This window comes from Candidatus Merdisoma sp. HCP28S3_D10, assembly GCF_052065835.1.
Lineage (GTDB): Bacteria > Bacillota > Clostridia > Lachnospirales > Lachnospiraceae > Laedolimicola.
In genome coordinates, this window is record NZ_JBQHTG010000001.1 from 517,597 (window position 1) to 537,196 (window position 19,600).

The 19,600-nt window shown below is 49.6% G+C and carries 18 protein-coding genes; all 18 read right to left on the reverse strand.

Translation table 11 applies throughout. From position 1 onward, the window contains the following. Window positions 1–26: 26 nt before the first annotated feature. On the reverse strand, window positions 27–1,352 hold the full coding sequence (locus ACTNCH_RS02435) for an amidohydrolase family protein (RefSeq protein ID WP_441015103.1): 1,326 nt from the start codon (window positions 1,350–1,352) through the stop codon (window positions 27–29). A gap of 44 nt (window positions 1,353–1,396) precedes the next feature. Then, entirely contained in the window at window positions 1,397–2,566 is a 1,170-nt protein-coding gene (locus ACTNCH_RS02440) for an iron-containing alcohol dehydrogenase (RefSeq protein WP_441015101.1), read from the reverse strand. Window positions 2,567–2,573: 7 nt separating this feature from the next. After that, a complete protein-coding gene (locus tag ACTNCH_RS02445; protein WP_441015099.1) occupies window positions 2,574–3,737 on the reverse strand; it encodes a phosphopentomutase in 1,164 nt (387 codons plus the stop codon). 45 nt (window positions 3,738–3,782) lie between these two features. Beyond that, on the reverse strand, window positions 3,783–4,220 hold the full coding sequence (locus tag ACTNCH_RS02450) for a VOC family protein (protein WP_441015097.1): 438 nt from the start codon (window positions 4,218–4,220) through the stop codon (window positions 3,783–3,785). Window positions 4,221–4,238: 18 nt separating this feature from the next. Continuing rightward, the gene (locus tag ACTNCH_RS02455; RefSeq protein ID WP_441015095.1) at window positions 4,239–4,766 is read right to left on the reverse strand and encodes a DUF1097 domain-containing protein; all 528 of its coding nucleotides are present in this window, start codon (window positions 4,764–4,766) and stop codon (window positions 4,239–4,241) included. 64 nt (window positions 4,767–4,830) lie between these two features. After that, a complete protein-coding gene (locus tag ACTNCH_RS02460; protein WP_441015093.1) occupies window positions 4,831–6,144 on the reverse strand; it encodes a transaldolase family protein in 1,314 nt (437 codons plus the stop codon). Between the two features lie 12 nt (window positions 6,145–6,156). Further along, window positions 6,157–6,852, reverse strand: coding sequence for a deoxyribose-phosphate aldolase (gene deoC, locus ACTNCH_RS02465; protein ID WP_441015091.1), 696 nt, complete (start codon window positions 6,850–6,852; stop codon window positions 6,157–6,159). A gap of 251 nt (window positions 6,853–7,103) precedes the next feature. After that, complete coding sequence (locus ACTNCH_RS02470; RefSeq protein WP_441015089.1) at window positions 7,104–8,405, reverse strand: Gfo/Idh/MocA family oxidoreductase; 1,302 nt, start codon at window positions 8,403–8,405, stop codon at window positions 7,104–7,106. Between the two features lie 12 nt (window positions 8,406–8,417). Next, on the reverse strand, window positions 8,418–9,479 hold the full coding sequence (locus ACTNCH_RS02475; RefSeq protein WP_441015087.1) for a pyridoxal phosphate-dependent aminotransferase: 1,062 nt from the start codon (window positions 9,477–9,479) through the stop codon (window positions 8,418–8,420). A 27-nt stretch (window positions 9,480–9,506) separates the two neighbouring features. After that, a complete protein-coding gene (locus tag ACTNCH_RS02480) occupies window positions 9,507–10,424 on the reverse strand; it encodes an acyltransferase family protein (RefSeq protein ID WP_441015085.1) in 918 nt (305 codons plus the stop codon). A gap of 8 nt (window positions 10,425–10,432) precedes the next feature. Beyond that, window positions 10,433–11,596 (reverse strand): acyltransferase family protein, encoded by a 1,164-nt coding sequence (locus ACTNCH_RS02485; protein ID WP_441015083.1) that lies wholly within the window; start codon window positions 11,594–11,596, stop codon window positions 10,433–10,435. Beyond that, window positions 11,593–12,534 carry a hypothetical protein gene (locus tag ACTNCH_RS02490; RefSeq protein ID WP_441015081.1) on the reverse strand — a complete coding sequence of 314 codons (942 nt, stop codon included), beginning with the start codon at window positions 12,532–12,534 and terminating at the stop codon, window positions 11,593–11,595. Before ACTNCH_RS02490 ends, ACTNCH_RS02485 begins: the two co-directional genes overlap by 4 nt. A 16-nt stretch (window positions 12,535–12,550) precedes the next feature. Next, window positions 12,551–13,978 (reverse strand): MBOAT family O-acyltransferase, encoded by a 1,428-nt coding sequence (locus tag ACTNCH_RS02495; protein WP_441015079.1) that lies wholly within the window; start codon window positions 13,976–13,978, stop codon window positions 12,551–12,553. A gap of 23 nt (window positions 13,979–14,001) precedes the next feature. Beyond that, window positions 14,002–14,904, reverse strand: coding sequence for a hypothetical protein (locus tag ACTNCH_RS02500; protein WP_441015077.1), 903 nt, complete (start codon window positions 14,902–14,904; stop codon window positions 14,002–14,004). Then, entirely contained in the window at window positions 14,904–16,109 is a 1,206-nt protein-coding gene (locus ACTNCH_RS02505) for a hypothetical protein (RefSeq protein ID WP_441015075.1), read from the reverse strand. Before ACTNCH_RS02505 ends, ACTNCH_RS02500 begins: the two co-directional genes overlap by 1 nt. A gap of 9 nt (window positions 16,110–16,118) precedes the next feature. Further along, on the reverse strand, window positions 16,119–17,072 hold the full coding sequence (locus ACTNCH_RS02510) for a glycosyltransferase family 2 protein (protein WP_441015073.1): 954 nt from the start codon (window positions 17,070–17,072) through the stop codon (window positions 16,119–16,121). A gap of 42 nt (window positions 17,073–17,114) precedes the next feature. Next, window positions 17,115–17,981 carry a dTDP-4-dehydrorhamnose reductase gene (rfbD, locus tag ACTNCH_RS02515; protein WP_441015071.1) on the reverse strand — a complete coding sequence of 289 codons (867 nt, stop codon included), beginning with the start codon at window positions 17,979–17,981 and terminating at the stop codon, window positions 17,115–17,117. A 9-nt stretch (window positions 17,982–17,990) separates the two neighbouring features. Beyond that, window positions 17,991–19,598 carry a DUF6056 family protein gene (locus tag ACTNCH_RS02520; protein WP_441015069.1) on the reverse strand — a complete coding sequence of 536 codons (1,608 nt, stop codon included), beginning with the start codon at window positions 19,596–19,598 and terminating at the stop codon, window positions 17,991–17,993. Window positions 19,599–19,600 lie beyond the last annotated feature (2 nt).

The window sequence follows — 19,600 nt, forward strand, 5'->3', positions numbered from 1 at the left end:
CCTTTTCCTTCCTTTTCTTTGTTTTTTTATTTAGAAAGAGCGCTCGCTATTTTTTCTGCAGCTTCCTGCACTCTTCCTATAACGTAGTTAACATCTGCCGTGAGCAGTTTCCCGTCTCTCACGACATGCCTTCCATCCACGAAGACGTCCGTTACATCCTGCCCTGTGGTGTTAAATACAAGGGTAGAGGTTACGGTTTCATTCTCCCCCATCAGCAAGGGCTGCATGTGTGGTATTCTTGTTTCAATTAGGATGAAATCTGCTTTCTTTCCCTCTTCAATTGTACCATAATCCTGCTCCATGCCAAAGCATTTTGCCCCGTTTATTGTTGCCATATCCAGGATATCCGTCTTCTTCAGACTGCGGATTCCGCTGTTTATGCTATGCAGGAGCGCCATGCCTTTCATTTCCCGAAAGATATCGTTGGAATTGTTCCACATTGCCCCGTCTGTTCCCAGACAAACCGTAACGCCTTCCCGTACCATCTGAGGTATCGGTGCGATTCCATCCTCTATCTTCATTTCGCACAACGGTGTGTTTACCACCTTTGTATCTGTCTCGGCCAGCTGTCTTACTTCTTCATCCGTAGCATAAACCACATGGGAACCAATGATTTTCTCATCCAGTAAACCGTTCCGGTATAAATAATCAATCGCTGTGGTCTGATACTTCTTCTCTACGATATCACGACGCCATGTGTTCTCTGCCAGATGACAGGTCGTCATCATGTTATGCTTCCGGGCTACTTCCTGAATTCTCTTCAGTCTGTCTGTATCGTAATCCTCTTCGGAAATTCCACCAAGCACCGGAACTCTTCCGTTTTCTTTGCATTTCTCCACATAGGAATTCAGGAATTCCTCAGATATAAATACATCGGGCTTTGCAAAATCAACACGGATATCCTCTGCCAGGGCCCCCCGGATTCCAATTTCCTTCATGGCCTCAACTGAACGCTCACCCAGTCCCCAGTACATATTTTCCATGATAAACGTTGTGCCTGAAAGTAAAGCCTCACAGTAGGTAAGTTGTCTGGAATAGTACCTGTCCTCATCGGAAATTAAAGTGTAAAACCAGCCAGTGTCAGCAAACTTCTCATTCTGTTCCGCCAGGGTCAGATCATCTCCAAGCCCTCTGGCCAGCGTCATATCCCCATGGCAATGGCCGTTTACCAATCCGGGCATCAGAATCTTACCCGTTCCGTCCACAAAAACCTTGCAGTCAGCCTTGTCGAACTGTCCTTCTTCTACTGCTGCGATACGCTCTCCCTTAATACCTACTGAGCCTATAAACGGCTTATAGCCATTATGCGCTGATACAATTATCGCGCCGCTGATACCAATATCGTACTTCATGTTTTCACCTGCACCGACTGATTTCACTGTCTTATTTTCCATTCCTACTGAGCCATTCTGTAAATTGCCTCTACATCATCTGCGTTCAGAACCTTGAGTCCGCCAATATTTCCGAACCGGCATGCATCCTCTGCCATTTTACGGAAGTTCTCGTCGTTTTCTACTCCGATTTCCTTCAATGTGGTCGGTGCGCCCATGGACTGGAAGAATTCACGAAGTCTCTTAATTCCTTCCAGAGCTGTCTTTTCCTGATCATAGAAATCAATATCTACATCAAATACTCTGTTTGCAAACTGTACAAATCTCGGAAGGTTCTCTTTGTAAACATACTCTGCCCAGCACGGGAACAGTACAGAAAGTGTGGAACCATGTACTGCATTATACTGTGCGCTCAGCTGTGCACCCATGGTGTGGGTTGCCCAATCCTGATTTCTTCCTGTTGCCAGAAGTCCGTTATGCGCAACAATGGAGGTCCACATAAGCTCTGCTCTCGCATTGTAATCATTCAGATCGTTCATCAGTGTACGGGCATTTACCAGAATGGACTTCATTACGCCTTCACACATATAATCTGTCAGATTTACATCCTTTGAGCTGGAAAAATATCTTTCCATTACATGGGAGAACATATCCACAATTCCGAACACTGTCTGACGCTTGGGAATTGTCAGTGTCAGCTCCGGATTCATCAGGGTAAAGGTTGCTCTTAAGCAGTCTCCCATTACATCCGCGCTTTCTCCGGTTTCCGCATTCTTCAGAACACTTCCGTTGCTTCCTTCACTTCCTGTTGCCGGCAATGTCATAACTACACCGATCGGAAGCGCCTCTGTCGGAACAGCCTTCTTGCTGTAGAAATCCCATACATCGCCATCATACTTTGTTCCGATTGCAACTGCCTTCGCCGTATCAATAACGCTTCCGCCGCCTGCTGCCAGAACACAACCGATATTGTTTTCCTTACAAATCCGGATACCCTCTCTTACCAGGCTTACCTTCGGATTCGGCTCTACGCCCGGCAGCTCGAAGCACTCTACGCCTGCCTCTTTTAAAGCGTCCACGATTCTGCCGTGAAGTCCTGATTTATAGGTGAAACCATCTCCATAATGCACAAACAGAACGTTATCTGAAATTTTCTTTACTTCCTGTCCGCAAAGCTTGTCTGCATCCTTACACAGGATAAACTTTGTCGGAGACATAAATTCAAAACTGTCCATATCATTCTCACCTTTCCATTTCTTTTAAGAAAGAAGTTCCTGTCGGGAACTGATATCCGAAATAGTCTGCAACCGTTGCCGCAATATCAGAAAAAGTGTTTCTTACTCCCAGATCCACGCCCTCTTTCAGATTTTTACCATAAGCTACAATCGGAATATATTCTCTCGTATGATCGGTTCCCGGCGTGGTCGGATCACATCCATGATCAGCCGTAATCAAAAGAATATCATCGTCACCCAGCAATTCCTTCATCTGTGGAACAAAGGAATCAAAATATTCCAGCGCCTCGGCGTAGCCTTCCGGATTATTTCTATGTCCGTAAAGCATATCAAAATCTACCAGATTTACAAACAGAAGCCCATCAAAATCACTCTTCAGATAATCCAGAGTTGCCTGAATTCCCTCTCGGTTATTCTTTGTATGATTGATTTGAGTCAGTCCTCTTTTATTGAAAATATCCTCAATTTTTCCTACGCCGATGACGTCTTTTCCTTTTTCACTTAACATATCGAGCACTGTATATCCAGGCGGATCCACTGAGAAATCCTTACGGTTCTCTGTCCGGTAATAATTTCCGCTTTCGCCTGTAAACGGACGGCAGATAATCCGGCTGACCGTATCATCCCCGCTCATCAGCTCTCTCGCAATCCGGCATATCTCATACTGTCTCTCCAGCGGAATAACGCTTTCGTGCATAGCAATCTGCATTAAGCTGTCTGCTGAAAGATATACAATCGGATAACCGGTCTTTACATGTTCGTCTCCCAGAACCTTGATAATCTCTGTACCGGAGGCAGGATAGTTACCAATAACCTTTGTTCCAATCCTTCGTTCCAGTTCCTGAATAATTCTGGGCGGGAAAGAATCTCCAAACACTTTATACGGCTTTTCTACAACCAGACCGGCAATTTCGAAATGACCATTTGTTGTGTCCTTCGCCTTTGCCTGTTCTCTTGCCTTTCCGTAGCAGCCCTTCGGATTCGGGACTCCCTTAAGTCCTGTACCCGGGATATTGAACATTCCCAGTTCCTTCATGTTCGGCATGTTCAGTCCCTTCCGGAACTCATCCACATGCTTTAATGTATTGGTACCAACATCACCAAACTCCGCAGCATCCGGCTGTTCGCCAACTCCCACGCTGTCCAACACGATGATTGTAAATTTTGCCATACTTTCCTCCTTACGCCATGCAAGAAACAAATAAACCCTTATTCTTTATAAAAGGCCCGGGCCGTTGCCTTCCTCCCATGCAAATACTTCCCATATATTTTTTTCAAAATCCTGGAAGTATGCTGCTCTTGAACCAAATCCATAAGTGGTCGGTTCTTTAATACAATTCACGCCGTTTCCAATCAGCTCCTCCGCGATATCATCCACGTCCTGAAGCTCCGGAACCTTTACAGCGATCATAAAGTGATGTCCGTCTCCATCGATATACTTATGATCGATTACATCGCAGACGCCCTTTTTTTCCCAAAGCGTTACGCCTGTCCCATGGAATTCAAATTCTGCGTAATTCGCATGCTCCGGATCCGGCTGAAGTCTTTTTACCTTAAATCCGAATTTTTCGGTGTAAAATTTAAGCGCCCCCTGGAAATCCTTTACATACAGGCAGATATCATTTAACTTTGTGAGTTTATCTAATTTACTCATTACCGCGAAGTACCTCCGTTACATTTTCTCTGCTGAAGGCTTATGTTCCAGCCATATCCTGAACAGTATGCTCATCCAGCCGCTTGCCAGGCCCAACGCGCAATACAGCAGAACAATTCCTGCCGCCCCCGGTATGGTTACGCCTTCCACATAATTCGCAATTCCAAAAAAAGCCCCCGCACCCACAAAAAATACCGCCACATTGCTGATGCACCAGGGTGCGAATTCGAAATACATCATAAACGGTACTACAATCAACGCCACGATTGGAGCTGCCCACATTCCTGCTCCTGCAAATATCCCTGATAACCCCATCATAATAATTGCAAATAAAATTCCCAATACATATCCGCAAAATCCCTTTACAGCTCCCTTTATGTTACTGCCAAGGAGGAAATAAAGCGCCCATCCCTGAAACGCAATAAACACAAAGCCGCTGTGTCCGCCGGGAGTAAGATGTGTACCGATAAGCTGGTCAACAACCTGGAGCAAAAAAGATTGCAGCCCAACATACAACGCAAATATCAGAAATCGATTTTTATTCATCTGTCGCCCGCCATTTTTCAAAGGAAAGGCGCCGTATTTTTACAACGGCGCCTTTTTGCACCCTTTATTTTGCACCATTTGCGGCATTCATAAATCTTCTCTGATATGTAATAATCTGCGGAGCGGATGTATTCTGTGCCAAGTAGCTCGGTTCTGTTGTAATAACAATTCTGTCTGTCATATCCTGGAACTCAGGCTCTGTCATCAGCTTGTCAAGCTCGGGGTACATTCTGGATCCCTCGATGCTGCAGATAATCAGTCTTGTATCTTCCAGATTTGAATTGCGAAGCATTCTCAGGTTATGTCTTACGCCGTCCATGCCGTCAAATCCTTCTCTTTCATTAATCTTTCTGTACTCAACTGTCTCTCTTGCAATCTTCTCTACCAGACGTAAGTCAACATTCTTATCGTCCTTGGAAAGAATATCCCACTGAATCATGAAGTCTCTCAGGCCAGTCAGGAACCGATCATCAAAGGTCTTCTGGTATGCTGTAAGCATTCCGTTGATGTAAGTAGTAACGCCGAAACGCTGACGTACAAAGCTGTTGATGAAGTACGGTTTTGCCTGCAGAGCCATACCTGTCTGCCACGGCTCAAACATCAGAGTATAGTTTACACGGAATCCGTGCTCCTTTAATTTCAGAGCAAGGTTATGTCCATACAGGTAATCTGCGGTTGCAGCCTGGTTCCAACGGGTGGAGAGCTTCTTGTCGCCTACAAGCAGGTCGCCTACATTGTTTGCATTTACAGGGCCTGTGTGCGGTACCTTGATAACCATACGGTAATCGGAGAACATCTCTCTGAAATGCTCTGCCTCTTCCAGAATCTCGCTGAAATCAGCAAACGGATTGTTCAGCTCAACACTGATATCACAGCCCGGTCCAAGGATGTTGCAAATCTCGCCCATAACCTCGTCACGAGTCTTAAACTTCTTTCCAACATTTGCCTCCGGGTTGTTGATGAACAGGTCATAGATAATTCCCGGATTACAGGTCAGGTTACCAATCAGGTTTTTAATCGGCTCTACCTCGTACGGATTTGCCGTATCTGCAGAGTAGATAAACTTGGTCGGTCTCTTCTTACCGTTCTTATCATAAGAAATGTTTCTTACCAGGTCGATTTCCAGAACCTGATTCTCTTTCATGTTATATTTAATCTCGAATCCCGCCGGAGTCTCTCCTTCCGGAACCTTGAATAAATCAATAACATCCTTGAATCTGTCGCTTGCGCTGATAAATTTCACACGCTCTATAAGGAATTTGTACTCCTCCAGGCCGATATTTAAATGAAGCGCTCTTCTTACGTAGCTTTCATCCTTAGATACAATCTGAATGTCTCCGCCTACAAGAGACGCCAGGCTATAATTTACTGACTGCATAACACCCTCCAATTATTTCTCTTCTAATTCCTTTAAATAATCCATGTATTCCTGTACCAGTCTTCCAGCGCTTCTTGTTCCGCAAAGGCTTACTCCAAGATGCTCGAACATATATAATGCAGCTGCCATGGTAAATGTTCTCGGTACTCCGGAAACCTTAATCTTTGTATTTCCAGACAGATTTGCCTTCATAACGCGAACCTGATGCTCGGTCGGGAATGCCTGGGAGCCTGTAGCTGTCTTTACATAAGTAACGCCACACTCGCAGCAAATCTGTGTCAGCTTTGCAATCTCCTCGTCAGAAAGGAAACCAACCTCGAAAATCAGCTTTGTATCGCAGCCCTCGCCGCAGATTCTTACGAACTCGCTTACTTCATTGCGAACATAATCCCAATCTCCATCTTTTACCTTTCCGATGTTGATTACCATGTCGCATGCTGTACATCCGAGATCTACCATTTCCTGAAGCTCAAACAGCTTAGATTTTGTTGACATTGCACCATAAGGAAAACCGATAACAGCACTTGGTCCAACGTCTGTTCCCTTTAATTCCTTTGCAACCAGCTCAGCCCAGCAGGAATTTACATTTACTGCATTTACATGATACTTCTTCGCAATGTCACATGCCTCGATAATATCCTTTTCCTGCAGATTCGGTGCGAGATAAGCTAAATCCAAATGTTTTGCAAATTCATTGACTGTTAACATCCTAAATCCTCCTAAATTTCATCTTTTTCCTATATTGATGTATTTCAATATGGCTTCATTAGCTACACCCCTAATATATCATTCTATGTTTGTTATGTCAATAACATTTGTTATTATTTTTTCATTTCGAATTATGGCAGTCCCATTATTTTCCTTTATTTTGTTTGTTTTTTAACATTTTCACGATTATATATTCTTTTACAATAAAAGAGACAGCAGTGTTTTTGGACGCCGCTGTCCCTCTCCTTATCTCAGATTTCTCTCACATCTTTTTTCTGATAAAAATCCTCCACTGTCCCGGCAATGGCCTTCGAAACCTCCCGGTCCACGTAGGAATTGTCCCGTCCGTCCTCGATGGACTTTAAGAACGCCACAATCTCATAGCGGATGCCCTCGCCATCCAGCTGATAGAAATACCGCTTGTTGTTGGCGGGGTTTTCGTAGCGGATCTCAAAATAGTCTGTTTTCCACCAGGGAGCCGGCACATAGATATACCCTTCCGTGCCGGAGACCACCAGATCGCCCTCTGATTTGATCCCCTTTCCTACCTGGATAGAGGCCATGGCATCCCTGTATACAAAATTCACCCGGGAAAACGCGTCGTAGGTTTTCGCCCCGTCCGCATAATGGGTGATAATCTGCTTCTCCCTGTAGTCGGTTCCCAGCAGCTGAAATACTGGAAGAAGCGCCGTCGGCCCCCAGTCGCAGAGGCTGCCCCAGCTTCGGTTAAACTGGCCGGGATAGACGCTTCCTTCCTCCTCCAGGCGGGTGCAGGCTGCGTCCACCGACACCACCTTCCCAATCCGCCCGCTCTTGGCCAGCAGAAGTAAGCGGTAATAAGCGGTGGAATAAGCGGTCTTGATGGCTTCCATCAGGACACATTTCTTTTCCTTCGCCAGCGCAAACAGCTCCTCACACTCCCGCACGGAAAGCGCAATGGGCGACTCGCAGAGCACATGCTTACCGGCCTCCAGAGCTGTCTTAATCTGCTGATAATGTACGTCCGGGTGCGACAGGATATACATGGCGTCCGACTGCTCCAGAAGCTTCTGGAATTCCTTTTCCTCATCTGTGCAGACCCCGGAAATCACCGCTCCGTTGACGAAGCTGCTTTCCTTCCGGAACTTTTTCAGGTCGGAGGCCTCCCCCACCAGGCCCAGACGGATGGCGTGCTTCTCGGAACGGAGCTTTGTACTGGATACTCCTTCCGTCCGGTCAAGGTAAACTACTTTACAATATTCGTTCAGATAATCAAATTTTCCACGCCAGTCGGAACCAATGGCAAAGATATCCACATGATACCGGCGGATATCGTCTATCTTCTGCCCCTCGTATTCCTCAATGATGATCTCGTCCGCCAGGCCCGTAGCCCGCACGCCTTCGATACGCTCCATCAGGGACTGCTGCACATTGATTTTTCCGCGGGTCTTGTCGAAATCCTCCGCGGTCACGCCCACGATCAGATAATCTCCCAGGGCCTTAGCCCGCTCCAGCAGACGGATATGGCCGTAATGCAGCAAATCATAGGTTCCGTATGTGATAACTTTCGTCATAAAATCCCCCTGTTACTCAGCGTCCACCTCAAAAAAGGCGTCCAGGAATATCTGCATGGCTTTCTTTGAGCCCACAGACACCCGGATATACTCCTTCAGAAGCTCATTTCCGTAAGCATGCACCAGCACCTGCTTTTCCTTCTCCAGCCGCTCTGTGATCTCCTTTGCGTCGTGACGGGGCTTTACGAAAATGAAGTTGCCGCGGCAGTCCCGGCATTCATAGCCCTTTTTCCGAAGCTCCTCCAGTGTATAGGCCTTTCCTTCTTTTTCAATGCGAATCAGCTCCTCCACCAGCTCCGGATGATCAAGAATCCGCTCCGCGAACAATAGGGCAATGGCGTTGGCGTCGAAGGTCAGACGGGCATTCTTCACATAATGAATGATCTCCGGACTGCTGACGATGACGCCCAGACGGCAGGCCGCAATGGAGAACAGCTTGGAGAAGGTTCTGAGAACCACCACATTCCCGTCCTGCAGAGCATGCTCAATAAACGTATTGGGATAAAAATAATGATACGCCTCGTCGATGATGACAATCGCTCCCACCTGTTTTGCCCGGTCAATCACCTGCTGCAGCTCTTCCTCTGTATACACATTTCCCACTGGGTTGTTCGGATTCAACAGCACTACAATGCGGGTATTGTCGTTGATGGCGTTCAGGATATGCTCGATTTTGATGGTCATATCCGGCTCGTAAGCCACCGGCACATGCTTATATCCCAGAATACAGCAGTTGACCCAGTACATCTCAAAGGACGGCGCGACCGTAACGACCTCTTTTCCCCCCTCGCCAAAGGTCTCCAGAAGGTATCGGATAGCCATGTCAGAGCCGTTGGTGGTCAGGACATTTTCATAGGAAGCCCCGATGAATTTCGCGTATTTCTTCAGGAACCGATCCGGCTCAGGATAAATAGAAAGGAATTCCGGCGTAATCTCCTTCAGCACAGAGTCCACAAATTCCTTCGGCAGTCCCTCCGGGTTTTCGTTCATATCATAGCGGTGCATTCCATAGCGGTTCTGCATGGGGAATACACGGACGGTGTTTTTTATATGTTCATTTACATGATAGTTCATACTAATACCTCCATTTACAATACTATCTTACAGCGCCACACCCAACATTGCAAGCACTGTCCCAATCACCGAATACACAAACAGATGCAGACACAGTATCGGCAGCGTATGACGACCGATAAAATCTAACGGTTTCTGAAGCCACGCTGTATACTTTGTCCTGTACAGGGCGCTGCAAAGCACCATCACCAGCAGTGAACCGGCCGTTCCCACAAAAAGATACAGAGCCATGCTGCGGCCATAATCTCCGACAGACATATTGACGCTGCCGTTAAGACGAGCCGTCAGGACAAAGGCCGCCGCCAGCAGGAGCAGATACCAGGGCTTCCGGAGCAGCTTTCCCACCCAGTCCTGGACCGCCGCCAGCTTTCCAAGCACCAGAAAGGACACCGCGTAAAAGGCACAGTCAATGCTCCAGGGCAGCAGCACCGGGCTCAGATAATGAAGGGCAATGGCAATCAGCAGATAGACGCCATTTCCCACAAAGGCCTTCCGGGAATCGCCTCCGGCCACCCGCATCAGCATCCAGAACAGTCCGTAGCTTACAAACATACAGGTCAGGAACCAGGTGGGGGCGTTCAAAATCTGCATAAAATACACATTTGTAGCAGAATCCGCAGACATCAGACAGTTGCGGGAATATAAGATTCCCAGGGCAGCGTGGAGATCCGCCTGTCCTCTCAGCCAGAAAAATGCCAGCAGGAACAGGTTATAAGCAAAATAGGGTACCAGCAGCCGCTTCGCCTTTTTCTTTAAAAAGTCTCCGAAGGCCTGCTCCGGCTGATAGGAAAAGGTCATACCTGCCGTAATAAAAAAGACAGGCATATAAAACATACCGCCGTAGAAGCTGACTGCTCCAAAGGAACGGCCCGTGTGCACCAGCAGCACCACCAGAATGCCGATGGCCTTCACCGCGTCCAGCCACGCAATTCTTTTCTTTTCCATCTCTCCCATCACCTCAGTTCCTTTTTCCGTCCCGCAAGCCCGGAGATTTTCTGAATCAGCCAGCAGCTCACCGGCTCCAGATACCGCTCACTTAAGGCGGAAAGCACCAGCACCAGTCCCAGGGTACAGATAAAATCCAGTCCCACCAGAAGCCCGTAGCTCATTTTTCCATAAAGGCTTAAGAATAGCCAGCAGGAAAAGGTGGCAATCACCGGGAAATGTAAGAGATACAGAGAGTATGACACCTTTCCCAGAAACCGGAAGGGCCTTGCTCCAAAGAAACGTTTCAGTCCCGGCAGCCCCAGCACGCCTGCCAGAGTAAGCGCCGCGCCTGCCAGATGGTAAAGGGTCGTAAAGGCCGGGGGCAATACCCCGTAGATTGTCCCACCCATAGCAGAACCGATCGAGGGATAGGACAGCAGGTACACGCCCAGCACAAAGCTTCCCAACGGCAGAAGCCAGAACCGCTGCCACAGCTCCATGCCCTTCTTCCGGGCGCAGAAAAAGTCCGAGGCCGCAAAGCCCAGGAAGATACCCGCAAAATACACATCCGTCTTCAGGGATACCAGAAGCATCACGGCATAGACCACATACCGGAAGGGATTGTCGCCCACCAGATAAGCGGCCAGATAGACCACCAGCGCGCCGGAGAACAGATAGGGAATGGTCCAGAGCACGCCGTTATAATTGTTTGTTCCGAAGAGAAAGCAGCCTGCCAGACTTTCTCCCAGCATCTGCAGGAAATCCGGCTGAAACTGGTTGAAGCCCGCAAACCAGACTGTGGATTTGGTCAGGACTGCCACCTCTTCATTCCGGTACAGACCAAGGCTCATCAGCGCGAAAATCAACGTATTGCTGATGAGAATCATGGGCATCAGCCGGAAATACCGCTTCCAGGCCGAGGTCTTCAGACGCTGCTTGTCCCCTGTGCCAAAATAGGACAGGCAGAGCACAAAGCCGCTGAACACCAGAAATAAGCAGACCGCGGAATTGCCGCTGTAGATCAGATTGAGCGGAGTCTTTCCGATGGCGATCTCGATCCCACTGGCCGTATTCACTGCGTCCTCCGTCAGGCTGTAGGCCGCGTAATAAAAGGCGAACACAAAATGACAGAAGAATACCATCAGCGCGCCGATTCCCTTCAGTCCGTCGATATAATCCAGTTTCTTCAAGTTTCTTCCTCCATTCTCCTCAGCCTGTCGCAGAGCAGCTTTGTATAGGTTTCCCGTCCCTCCGCCGACAGGTGAATCAGATCCTGATAGCACCCTGCCTCCGAGGTATCAAAATCCAACTCCTCCGCACAGAGAATTAGAAAATCTCCGTCTCCGGTCCAGCCTCTCTGCAGCTCCTCCACAAGGGAAAGGGTCTCCCCGTACAGTTTCTGATAATCCTCGTCCGCGTACATCCGCTCGTACTTGGGCGTCTCCAGAAACCAGAGATTCAGCCCGTATTCCTCCGCCAGCGCTGCAATTCTCCCATAGCCCTCTGCCTGGGCCCGGTTCACGCCCTCCCGGCTTCCCAGAGTTCCCAGGGCATAGAGTTCTTCTCTTGTCTTGCCCGGCTGACGGATCAGGCTTCCGCCGTCCCGGAACTGGGAGGACACCAGTCGGTTGTTGATCGGATAAGTCAGAAGCTGCTCATTGTTGGCCGTCACAAAAAACTCATAGAAATCTCCAAGGCCTGCGCCGCTTCCCTTCATCAGCTTCCAGGCCTTTGCCTTAAACTTCAGATCCGTATCCAATAGAATCTTCGTATCGCTGATCCAGGGATCTGCAGCCGCCGTATATGGATAGAGATCGATGTAGAGGTTCCGGATCTCCAGACCATTTTCCAACATATACTGGAGTTCCATAGCCATCAGCGCCGGCTGGTTGCCATTGTAGGACAGGATATAGCTGCTGCCGGGCAGTTTTTCCTCCAGCATATCGATATCCAGGCCCTGCCGGAACATGGAGGAACCGATGAAAAGATTGTCCACACATTCTTTCCGGATGGCCGCCTGCATGCCATAGGTGGAAGCCGGGAGAAGGCGGGCATATTCATTTTTTGCCAAAATCAGGGCCAGCGCTATTACGAAAGCTGCTATGACCGTCTTTAATACTCGTTTCATAAATACATGATTCCTTTTAAAAATTCGCATACAGAAATCCCGACGCTCCAAACACCCCGAACAGCACCACACTTACCGTCATGACTGCAAGCCAGGGACTGCTCAGCACCATCTCGCCTCTCTTCTTCCCATACACCTGTCCTCTCTCATAAAGGAACAGCAGGAACAGGAAACCACAGGCGGTAAGAAAATAGGCCGCGCAGGTGTTATCCCCGGTGAAGGGAAGAATGGAATTCTGAATCTCCCCATAGGACAGGGAAAAGCCGGTGACTGCATGCTTCAGAAACTCCAGCGCCCTTCCAAGGCTCTCTGCCCGGAAAAAGACCCAGGCAAGAGTCACGCCACAGAAGGTGACGAGAGTTTGCCATACCCGGTGTGCCAAATTCACCTGCTCCTCTTTCTTCGTGCTCACTATATTCCACAGGCCATGAATTCCGCCCCAGAGGATAAAGCTCCAGCTGGCTCCATGCCACAGGCCGCTGACCAGGAAGGTGGCCAGCACATTGAACCGGTGTCGCAGAGGATTTACCCGACTGCCGCCCAGGGGGATATAGATATAGTCCCGCAGCCACCCGGACAGGGAGATATGCCATCTTCCCCAGAATTCCTTGATTCCCCGGGAAAAATAGGGACAGTCAAAATTCTTGACGCTGTGGATTCCCAGCACGTTTGCCATACCGATGGCAATATCCGAATATCCGGAAAAATCACAGTAAAGCTGGAAGGAATAAAAGAAGGCCGCCATCACACAGGCCAACCCCGGATAACTCTCCGGCGCCCCAAAGACTGCGTCCACATAGCCTGCCAGCCGGTTAGCAATCACGAGCTTCTTAAAAAGTCCCAGCACGATCCGCTGCAGGCCCACAGAAAAAAGCTCCGGCCGGTACACCGGCCCTTCATGGAGCTGCTCCAGAAAATGCTCTGACCTCTCGATAGGGCCCGACAGAATCTGCGGAAAGAACAGAATATAGGTCAGATAGGCTCCGCAGCCCTCCAGCCCCCGCTCCGCCTTCCGCTTTCCCTGATAAATATCTGCCAGATAACTTATCATTTTAAAGGTATAGTAGGAGATTCCCAGCGGAACCGCCAGCACCAGAACCGGCGTACTGCCTTTCATGCCTGCCAGCGCCAGCAGGGAACCGATGGACTCCAGGAAAAAATTGAAGTATTTATACACAAAAAGAACGCCCAGTACCGGCAGGATTCCCGCCCGCAGCCAGACCTTCTTTTTTTCTTTTGTCTCCGCCTGTTCGATTTTCACCCCGGTATAGAAGCTCCAGAGCGCGCTTCCACCGGACAGTACCAGCATCCAGGGGCCCGCGCTCACATAAAAAAGGATACTGGCCAGAAGCAGCAGCCACTGCCGGAACCGTCTCGGAACCAGGTAGTAGACCGCCGCCACGCCAGCTAAAAATACCAGGGTCAGCATGATATTTGAAACCATTCACATTCTCCTATAAAGGGAACTTACTCGCCTTTTACCGCCGCCCGATAGAGATCCACGCCCACATTCGTAAGCATACCCAGCAGAAGTACGGAAAATACCACCATGGGAAGCTTTGTTTCGCCGTTGATGGCGCAGGCATAGGCGCTGTAGGACACGATCAGGTGCAGCATGGGCAGATAAAACCGCTCCGGCCAGCGCATCATATAGATCAGCGCCGCCACATCTGCCGTATATCCGGCCCAGGCCGGCATATAAGGCGCGAAATAGGGAACCAGAATCGCCGCAAACAGGAAGAGACGAAGCACCAGATCCCTTGTAAGCTTCACCCTCTTATCCGCAAACCAGTAGATTCCCGTCAAAATCAGTCCGGCCAGAATCAGAAGGGATACCTTATCATACAGCTCCACAAAGACGGTCTTTCCGATGATCTCATAAAAATTCGGCCAGCCGCGGCTCAAAGATACCGGATAAGCCACAGCAAGCGCCATCCACCAGGAACGGATGCGGAACACCGCGATCAGCAAGCCCGCCAGAATGCTTCCGGTTCCCAGTACCGCATTTCCCCGGCTGTAGAGATATAACCCTAAGAAAAACAGAATCACATAATAGATACCGTTGATATTCCACAGGGATCCATTCGCCACCACCGTGGGATAAATCACCAGAATCGCATAGGTCAGGAACGCCCGCAGCCGGTTTCCCGTATAGCTGTGCACAATCGCGCCGCACAGAATCGCCAGCGCAAACTCCAGCACGATGGCGCAGAGTTTCCAGGCATTGGTGGGCGTCCAGGCAATCACCGTGGAACGCAGGGCCAGACCCGTTCCGGTAATGCATACCGCCAGAAGCAGGTCCAGGAAGGTAAAGGTCACGCCTTTTACATTCCATTTTTTAGAAATGAAATTTCTCAGGAAATCGTCCATCACGCGGCCTCCTTCTTCTTATAACTCTCTTCCTCCAAAGGAAGCTGATGCTCCGGGTTCTGCATATAGTGCCAGATATCCAATCCCACCCGGATCAGAAGGATAAGCTCCACGAAAGCCCACACGCCGTAGTAAATCGTAGGCTCGTCCGATCCCAGATGGCCCAGATAAGCCATATAGGAATTGAAGGACACCAGAAGCTGCACCAGCGGCACATAAAACCGTTTCCGGTTCATCATCGCATAGATGATCGCCAGAATATCCGCCACACAGCCATACCGCTCATGCATATGGGGCAGGAACCAGGGCGTCAGAATCGCGAAAAACAGAGCCATCTGCACGATAAATTCATTGCTGATCCGGTAACGCTTCTGCGCCATGGCAAACAAAAGCACCATCAGGATGCCCAGAATCAGCCAGGTGCCTGCGGAAGCATATTCCAGCAGGAAGAACTGATTTCCGATGATCTGGTAGATGTTCGGCCATTTGATGGACAGGGACCACACGTCCTGGGCCCCCTGGGCCATATAGATGTTGATCAGATCCAGAAGCGGCCGTCCCGCGATCCAGGCCGGCACAATGCTCAGAAAGTACAGTGCCGGAATCCACAGAAAATGCTTCAAATCCACCCTTTTATTTACCCAGAGGATCACCAGGAACGGGAAAATAAACAGGGACTGGAGCTTAAACACAAAGGCCAGCCCATAGAAAAACAGGGCAAGGCAGGGCCGTTCCTCAAACAGGAAGTAAAAGCACAGCAGCAGAAAGGTCATGAATATAATATCGCACTGAGCCCAGAGCGCGCTGTTGGCCCAGACTGTGGGCACAATGAGAAACAGGCCGTAGGACAGAACGCCCTTCCTTTTGCTTCCCGTCACCTTCCCAATCATCTTTCCCAGAATGGCTGCCGCCACAAAATCCAATACACAGTGAAGACCCTTGTAGGCCGTCATGGGATTGATGGGCAGCTTACTGATCACCCAAAGGATATAGATAAAGGTCGGTGTATAATCATAGCGGTCCGTGGCCAGGTAGGAAAAGCCCATTTCCTTAATATCAGAAATCCACGGATCCCAGTACATCAGCCAGTCGTCGGTGATTACCACACGGAGAATCACGCGGATACCCAAGCCAATCAGCGTCATGGCTGCCAGATAGAACAGATCCAGCCGGCTAAGCCCCCGCTTTTTCAAAAAGCTGTTCATAAAAATCTCCTATTTATTCAATACAGTCTCAATGATATACTTGGGACGCGCCTTGGTCTCCAGGTAAATCTTTCCGATGTATTCGCCTACAATACCAATAGCCAGAAGCTGCAGGCCGCCGATGGCCCAGATGGACACAATGGTACTGGTCCAGCCATGTACGGTTCTTCCCATGAAATGCACCACCAGGAAATACAGCAGCATCAAAATACTGATGGCAAAAATCAGGAAACCGCAGGTGGTAATCATACGGATAGGCTTGATACTGAAGGAGGTAATGCCGTCCGTAGCGAAAGCCAGCATCTTCTTCAGCGGATATTTGGATTCGCCCGCAAAACGCTCATGACGCTCGTAGGTAACGATATCCGACTTATATCCGATCAGCGGCACAATTCCCCGCAGGAACAGATTCACCTCACGGAACTCGGACAATCCCTCCAGGGCGCGCTTGCTCATAAGACGGTAATCCGCATGGTTGAATACGATCTCCACGCCCATGGCCTGCATGATTTTATAAAAGCCCTCTGCCGTAAATTTCTTAAAGAAGGTGTCCGTATCCCGGGCGCTGCGCACGCCGTATACCACGTCGTTTCCCTCGTAATACTTCTCCACCATCTTGTCGATGACGTCCACATCGTCCTGCAGATCCGCATCCAGGGAGATAGTCATATCCGCCTTCTCCTTTGCGGTCATCAGGCCTGCCAGCAGGGCGTTCTGATGGCCCTTATTCCGGGACAGCTTTACGCCGGAGTAGATGGGGTTCGACTCATGCAGCTCCTGTATAATCTCCCAGGTCTTATCTCTGGATCCGTCATTCACAAACATGATTTTACTTTCTCTGGAAATCATACCCCGGTCAAACATGGAATTCATTTTCTCCAGAAGCTGCTTCGCGGTCTCATGCAGCACAGCCTCCTCGTTGTAGCAGGGGATTACCAGATATAAAATATCATTTCCTGTCATCGGAAGTTCTCCTTTTCGTCCGTAACGCTTCACACGTTTTCTTTATTTTGCCAGCAGCTCTTTCATGTATACCTCGATGGCGTCCTGCCAGGAGGCGAAGGAAAAGTCTGTGGTCAGCTTCAGCATATAGTTTTCCAGGATGGAATAAGCCGGTCTGTCGGCGGACGCCGGGAAGCGGCGCTTGTATTCCTCGGAGGTAATCGGCTCAATCTCTGTCTTGCTGCCTGCCAGACGCAGTACTGTAGCGGCGAATTCCGCCCAGTTGGTATCTCCCTCGCAGGTACCGTGGAACAGGCCGTAATTGTCTGTGGGAAGCAGATACTTGATAGCCTTTGCCAGCTCTACTGCACTGGTGGGCGTACCTACCTGATCCATGACAACGCCAATCTTATCGTTGGTCTCGGCCAGCTTCAGCATCGTCTTGGCAAAGTTATGGCCGTCCCCGTACAGCCATGCGGTACGGATAATGAAGTACTGATTTGCGAAATCACGCACAAAGTTCTCGCCTGCCAGCTTGGTCGCGCCGTACATACTCTTGGGGCTTACCGGATCAAACTCGGTCAGCGGGTGATCTGACACATTTCCCGGAAATACATAATCCGTAGAGATATGCATGAGCTTCGCGCCGGTATCTGCGGCTGCGATGGCCAGGTTGCGGGCTCCGATGGCATTGATCTTATAAGCCAGATCCTGCTCCACCTCGCACTTATCTACATTGGTGTAAGCCGCGCAGTTGATGATGGCATAAGGCTTTACCTCTCTTGCCAGCTCCAGCACCTTGTCTACCCTTGTGATGTCAAGCTCTGCCACGTCCGTATTGACCAGCTCATACTCTGTGCTTCCCGCATACTGCTGATTGACTGCCCGTCCCAGCTGTCCGTTGCATCCTGTTACAATAATCTTTTTCATTTTCTTCTCCTATTCCGCTGATTCAGCTTCTGTTGCATCTGTTTCTTCCGTATCCTCGCCGCCGGAATCTCCGTCGCCCTCCGGATCGTATTTTACCATAGAATCTTTATCATAATACTCGCACATGGCAAGATTTCTTCCATCGTTGGGGTCTGTGGTCAGGGTTCCGTAATACAGAAGCTCGGGACGGTAGGTCACCTCGTCCACCACCACGTCCTTTACTGTCGGATCGTTGTAGAGCTTCTCTCTTGCCCTGATCTCTTCATGATACACCTTTGCTTCCCCGTATACAATCGATTTCAGCGCGGTGGCGGAGGTAATCTCCTCCAGATTGGTCACGATATTGATTTTCCACATTCCAAGCACGACGCAGCCTACCGCCACAACGCCCAGCATGGCCGGAGCCGCCTTGGTCAGCAGTCCCATGACCTCCTCCCCGCATTTTTCACACTGCCTCCGCAGCCAGCCCGCGTAGTAGACGGCGTTGGCCGCGTAAAAGAGAATCACGCCGTAATACAGGATATTGAAATAACGGCCGCCTGAGATAAACCGCACCGCATAGATGCCCGGCACCCACATAACCACTACCATGCTGTAGCTGACCAGGGTAAACAGGAAGGGACAGCGGAAGGAAAAGCTGCTGTCCTTCAGCTTCCAGATCATATACAAAAACAAAGCGAGAATCACCAGTACAATCACCACATTGGTGGCCTCGTTAAACATATAGTCCAGGGATTTGGTATAGGACTTGTAGATAGCCTCAAAAGGCGTCCGGTGCTGGAAATAAGCCTGTCTTCTGGCATTGCCCGGAGCGATAAAGCTCAGGCCGAAGGCCGGAAGGAAAACCAGGAACAGCGCCGTTCCCTGAAGCTTCATGGTTTTGCTGTATTTCTTTCCTGCCAGTACGTCCAGCATTACGAAAAACAGCACAATGCCGGTCAGAAGCGCATTGGGGTACATGCCGCCTGCCAGCAGAATCTCCAGCAGAATCAGCCCCGCCATCCGCTTTCCGCTAATCTGCTTTTTATGAAGGGCGTCGGCCAGAAGGCCCATAAACGCCAGCAGCACAGAAAACAGACCGGTATAACCGACGCTTCCGTTCCACCAGTAAAAGGCTTCCACGCCAAAGGGCACATACTGGATACACAGGGTCATCACCACGCAGGCCGTAATCACAGCCACTGCTCTGGACAAGCCCAGAATCCGGTGCAGCATGACTTTAGAGAAATAGAGAAAGCCCGCGGCAAAAACACCCAGCAGGATAAAGGTCTGGATAAAGGTCAGCTTCTCTGTGATAACCGAGGGCCGCAGGGCCGCCAGGATACTGAAGGTATAGGTACCCTGCCAGGAATACCAGAGATTCTTCGCCCGCTGTACCGCGGCGCCCAGTACCGCCGGTATCACCGCCAGTCCCTTATGCTCCGTCAGGGCGTGACGGGTCAGGACTCCGTAATTGAAATCGTCCATGGCCGGGTGATTGTAAAAGCTCAATGCAATCAAGGGAAGAAGGCTGATGATGAAGCAGCCCACGATGAACCGCTCCTGATTTTTTTCTTCTCCCAGCCACTTACAGAACCGCTTCCATAATGTGTCTGCAATCCGATAGATCGTTTCCACCG

Bases quoted from the DNA above. Each gene is read 5' to 3' on its own strand.
- ACTNCH_RS02435 (WP_441015103.1), bottom strand. From the start codon at position 1,352: ATGAAGTACGATATTGGTATCAGCGGCGCGATAATTGTATCAGCGCAT.
- ACTNCH_RS02440 (WP_441015101.1), bottom strand. From the start codon at position 2,566: ATGGACAGTTTTGAATTTATGTCTCCGACAAAGTTTATCCTGTGTAAG.
- ACTNCH_RS02445 (WP_441015099.1), bottom strand. From the start codon at position 3,737: ATGGCAAAATTTACAATCATCGTGTTGGACAGCGTGGGAGTTGGCGAA.
- ACTNCH_RS02450 (WP_441015097.1), bottom strand. From the start codon at position 4,220: ATGAGTAAATTAGATAAACTCACAAAGTTAAATGATATCTGCCTGTAT.
- ACTNCH_RS02455 (WP_441015095.1), bottom strand. From the start codon at position 4,766: ATGAATAAAAATCGATTTCTGATATTTGCGTTGTATGTTGGGCTGCAA.
- ACTNCH_RS02460 (WP_441015093.1), bottom strand. From the start codon at position 6,144: ATGCAGTCAGTAAATTATAGCCTGGCGTCTCTTGTAGGCGGAGACATT.
- deoC (WP_441015091.1), bottom strand. From the start codon at position 6,852: ATGTTAACAGTCAATGAATTTGCAAAACATTTGGATTTAGCTTATCTC.
- ACTNCH_RS02470 (WP_441015089.1), bottom strand. From the start codon at position 8,405: ATGACGAAAGTTATCACATACGGAACCTATGATTTGCTGCATTACGGC.
- ACTNCH_RS02475 (WP_441015087.1), bottom strand. From the start codon at position 9,479: ATGAACTATCATGTAAATGAACATATAAAAAACACCGTCCGTGTATTC.
- ACTNCH_RS02480 (WP_441015085.1), bottom strand. From the start codon at position 10,424: ATGGAAAAGAAAAGAATTGCGTGGCTGGACGCGGTGAAGGCCATCGGC.
- ACTNCH_RS02490 (WP_441015081.1), bottom strand. From the start codon at position 12,534: ATGAAACGAGTATTAAAGACGGTCATAGCAGCTTTCGTAATAGCGCTG.
- ACTNCH_RS02495 (WP_441015079.1), bottom strand. From the start codon at position 13,978: ATGGTTTCAAATATCATGCTGACCCTGGTATTTTTAGCTGGCGTGGCG.
- ACTNCH_RS02500 (WP_441015077.1), bottom strand. From the start codon at position 14,904: ATGGACGATTTCCTGAGAAATTTCATTTCTAAAAAATGGAATGTAAAA.
- ACTNCH_RS02505 (WP_441015075.1), bottom strand. From the start codon at position 16,109: ATGAACAGCTTTTTGAAAAAGCGGGGGCTTAGCCGGCTGGATCTGTTC.
- ACTNCH_RS02510 (WP_441015073.1), bottom strand. From the start codon at position 17,072: ATGACAGGAAATGATATTTTATATCTGGTAATCCCCTGCTACAACGAG.
- rfbD (WP_441015071.1), bottom strand. From the start codon at position 17,981: ATGAAAAAGATTATTGTAACAGGATGCAACGGACAGCTGGGACGGGCA.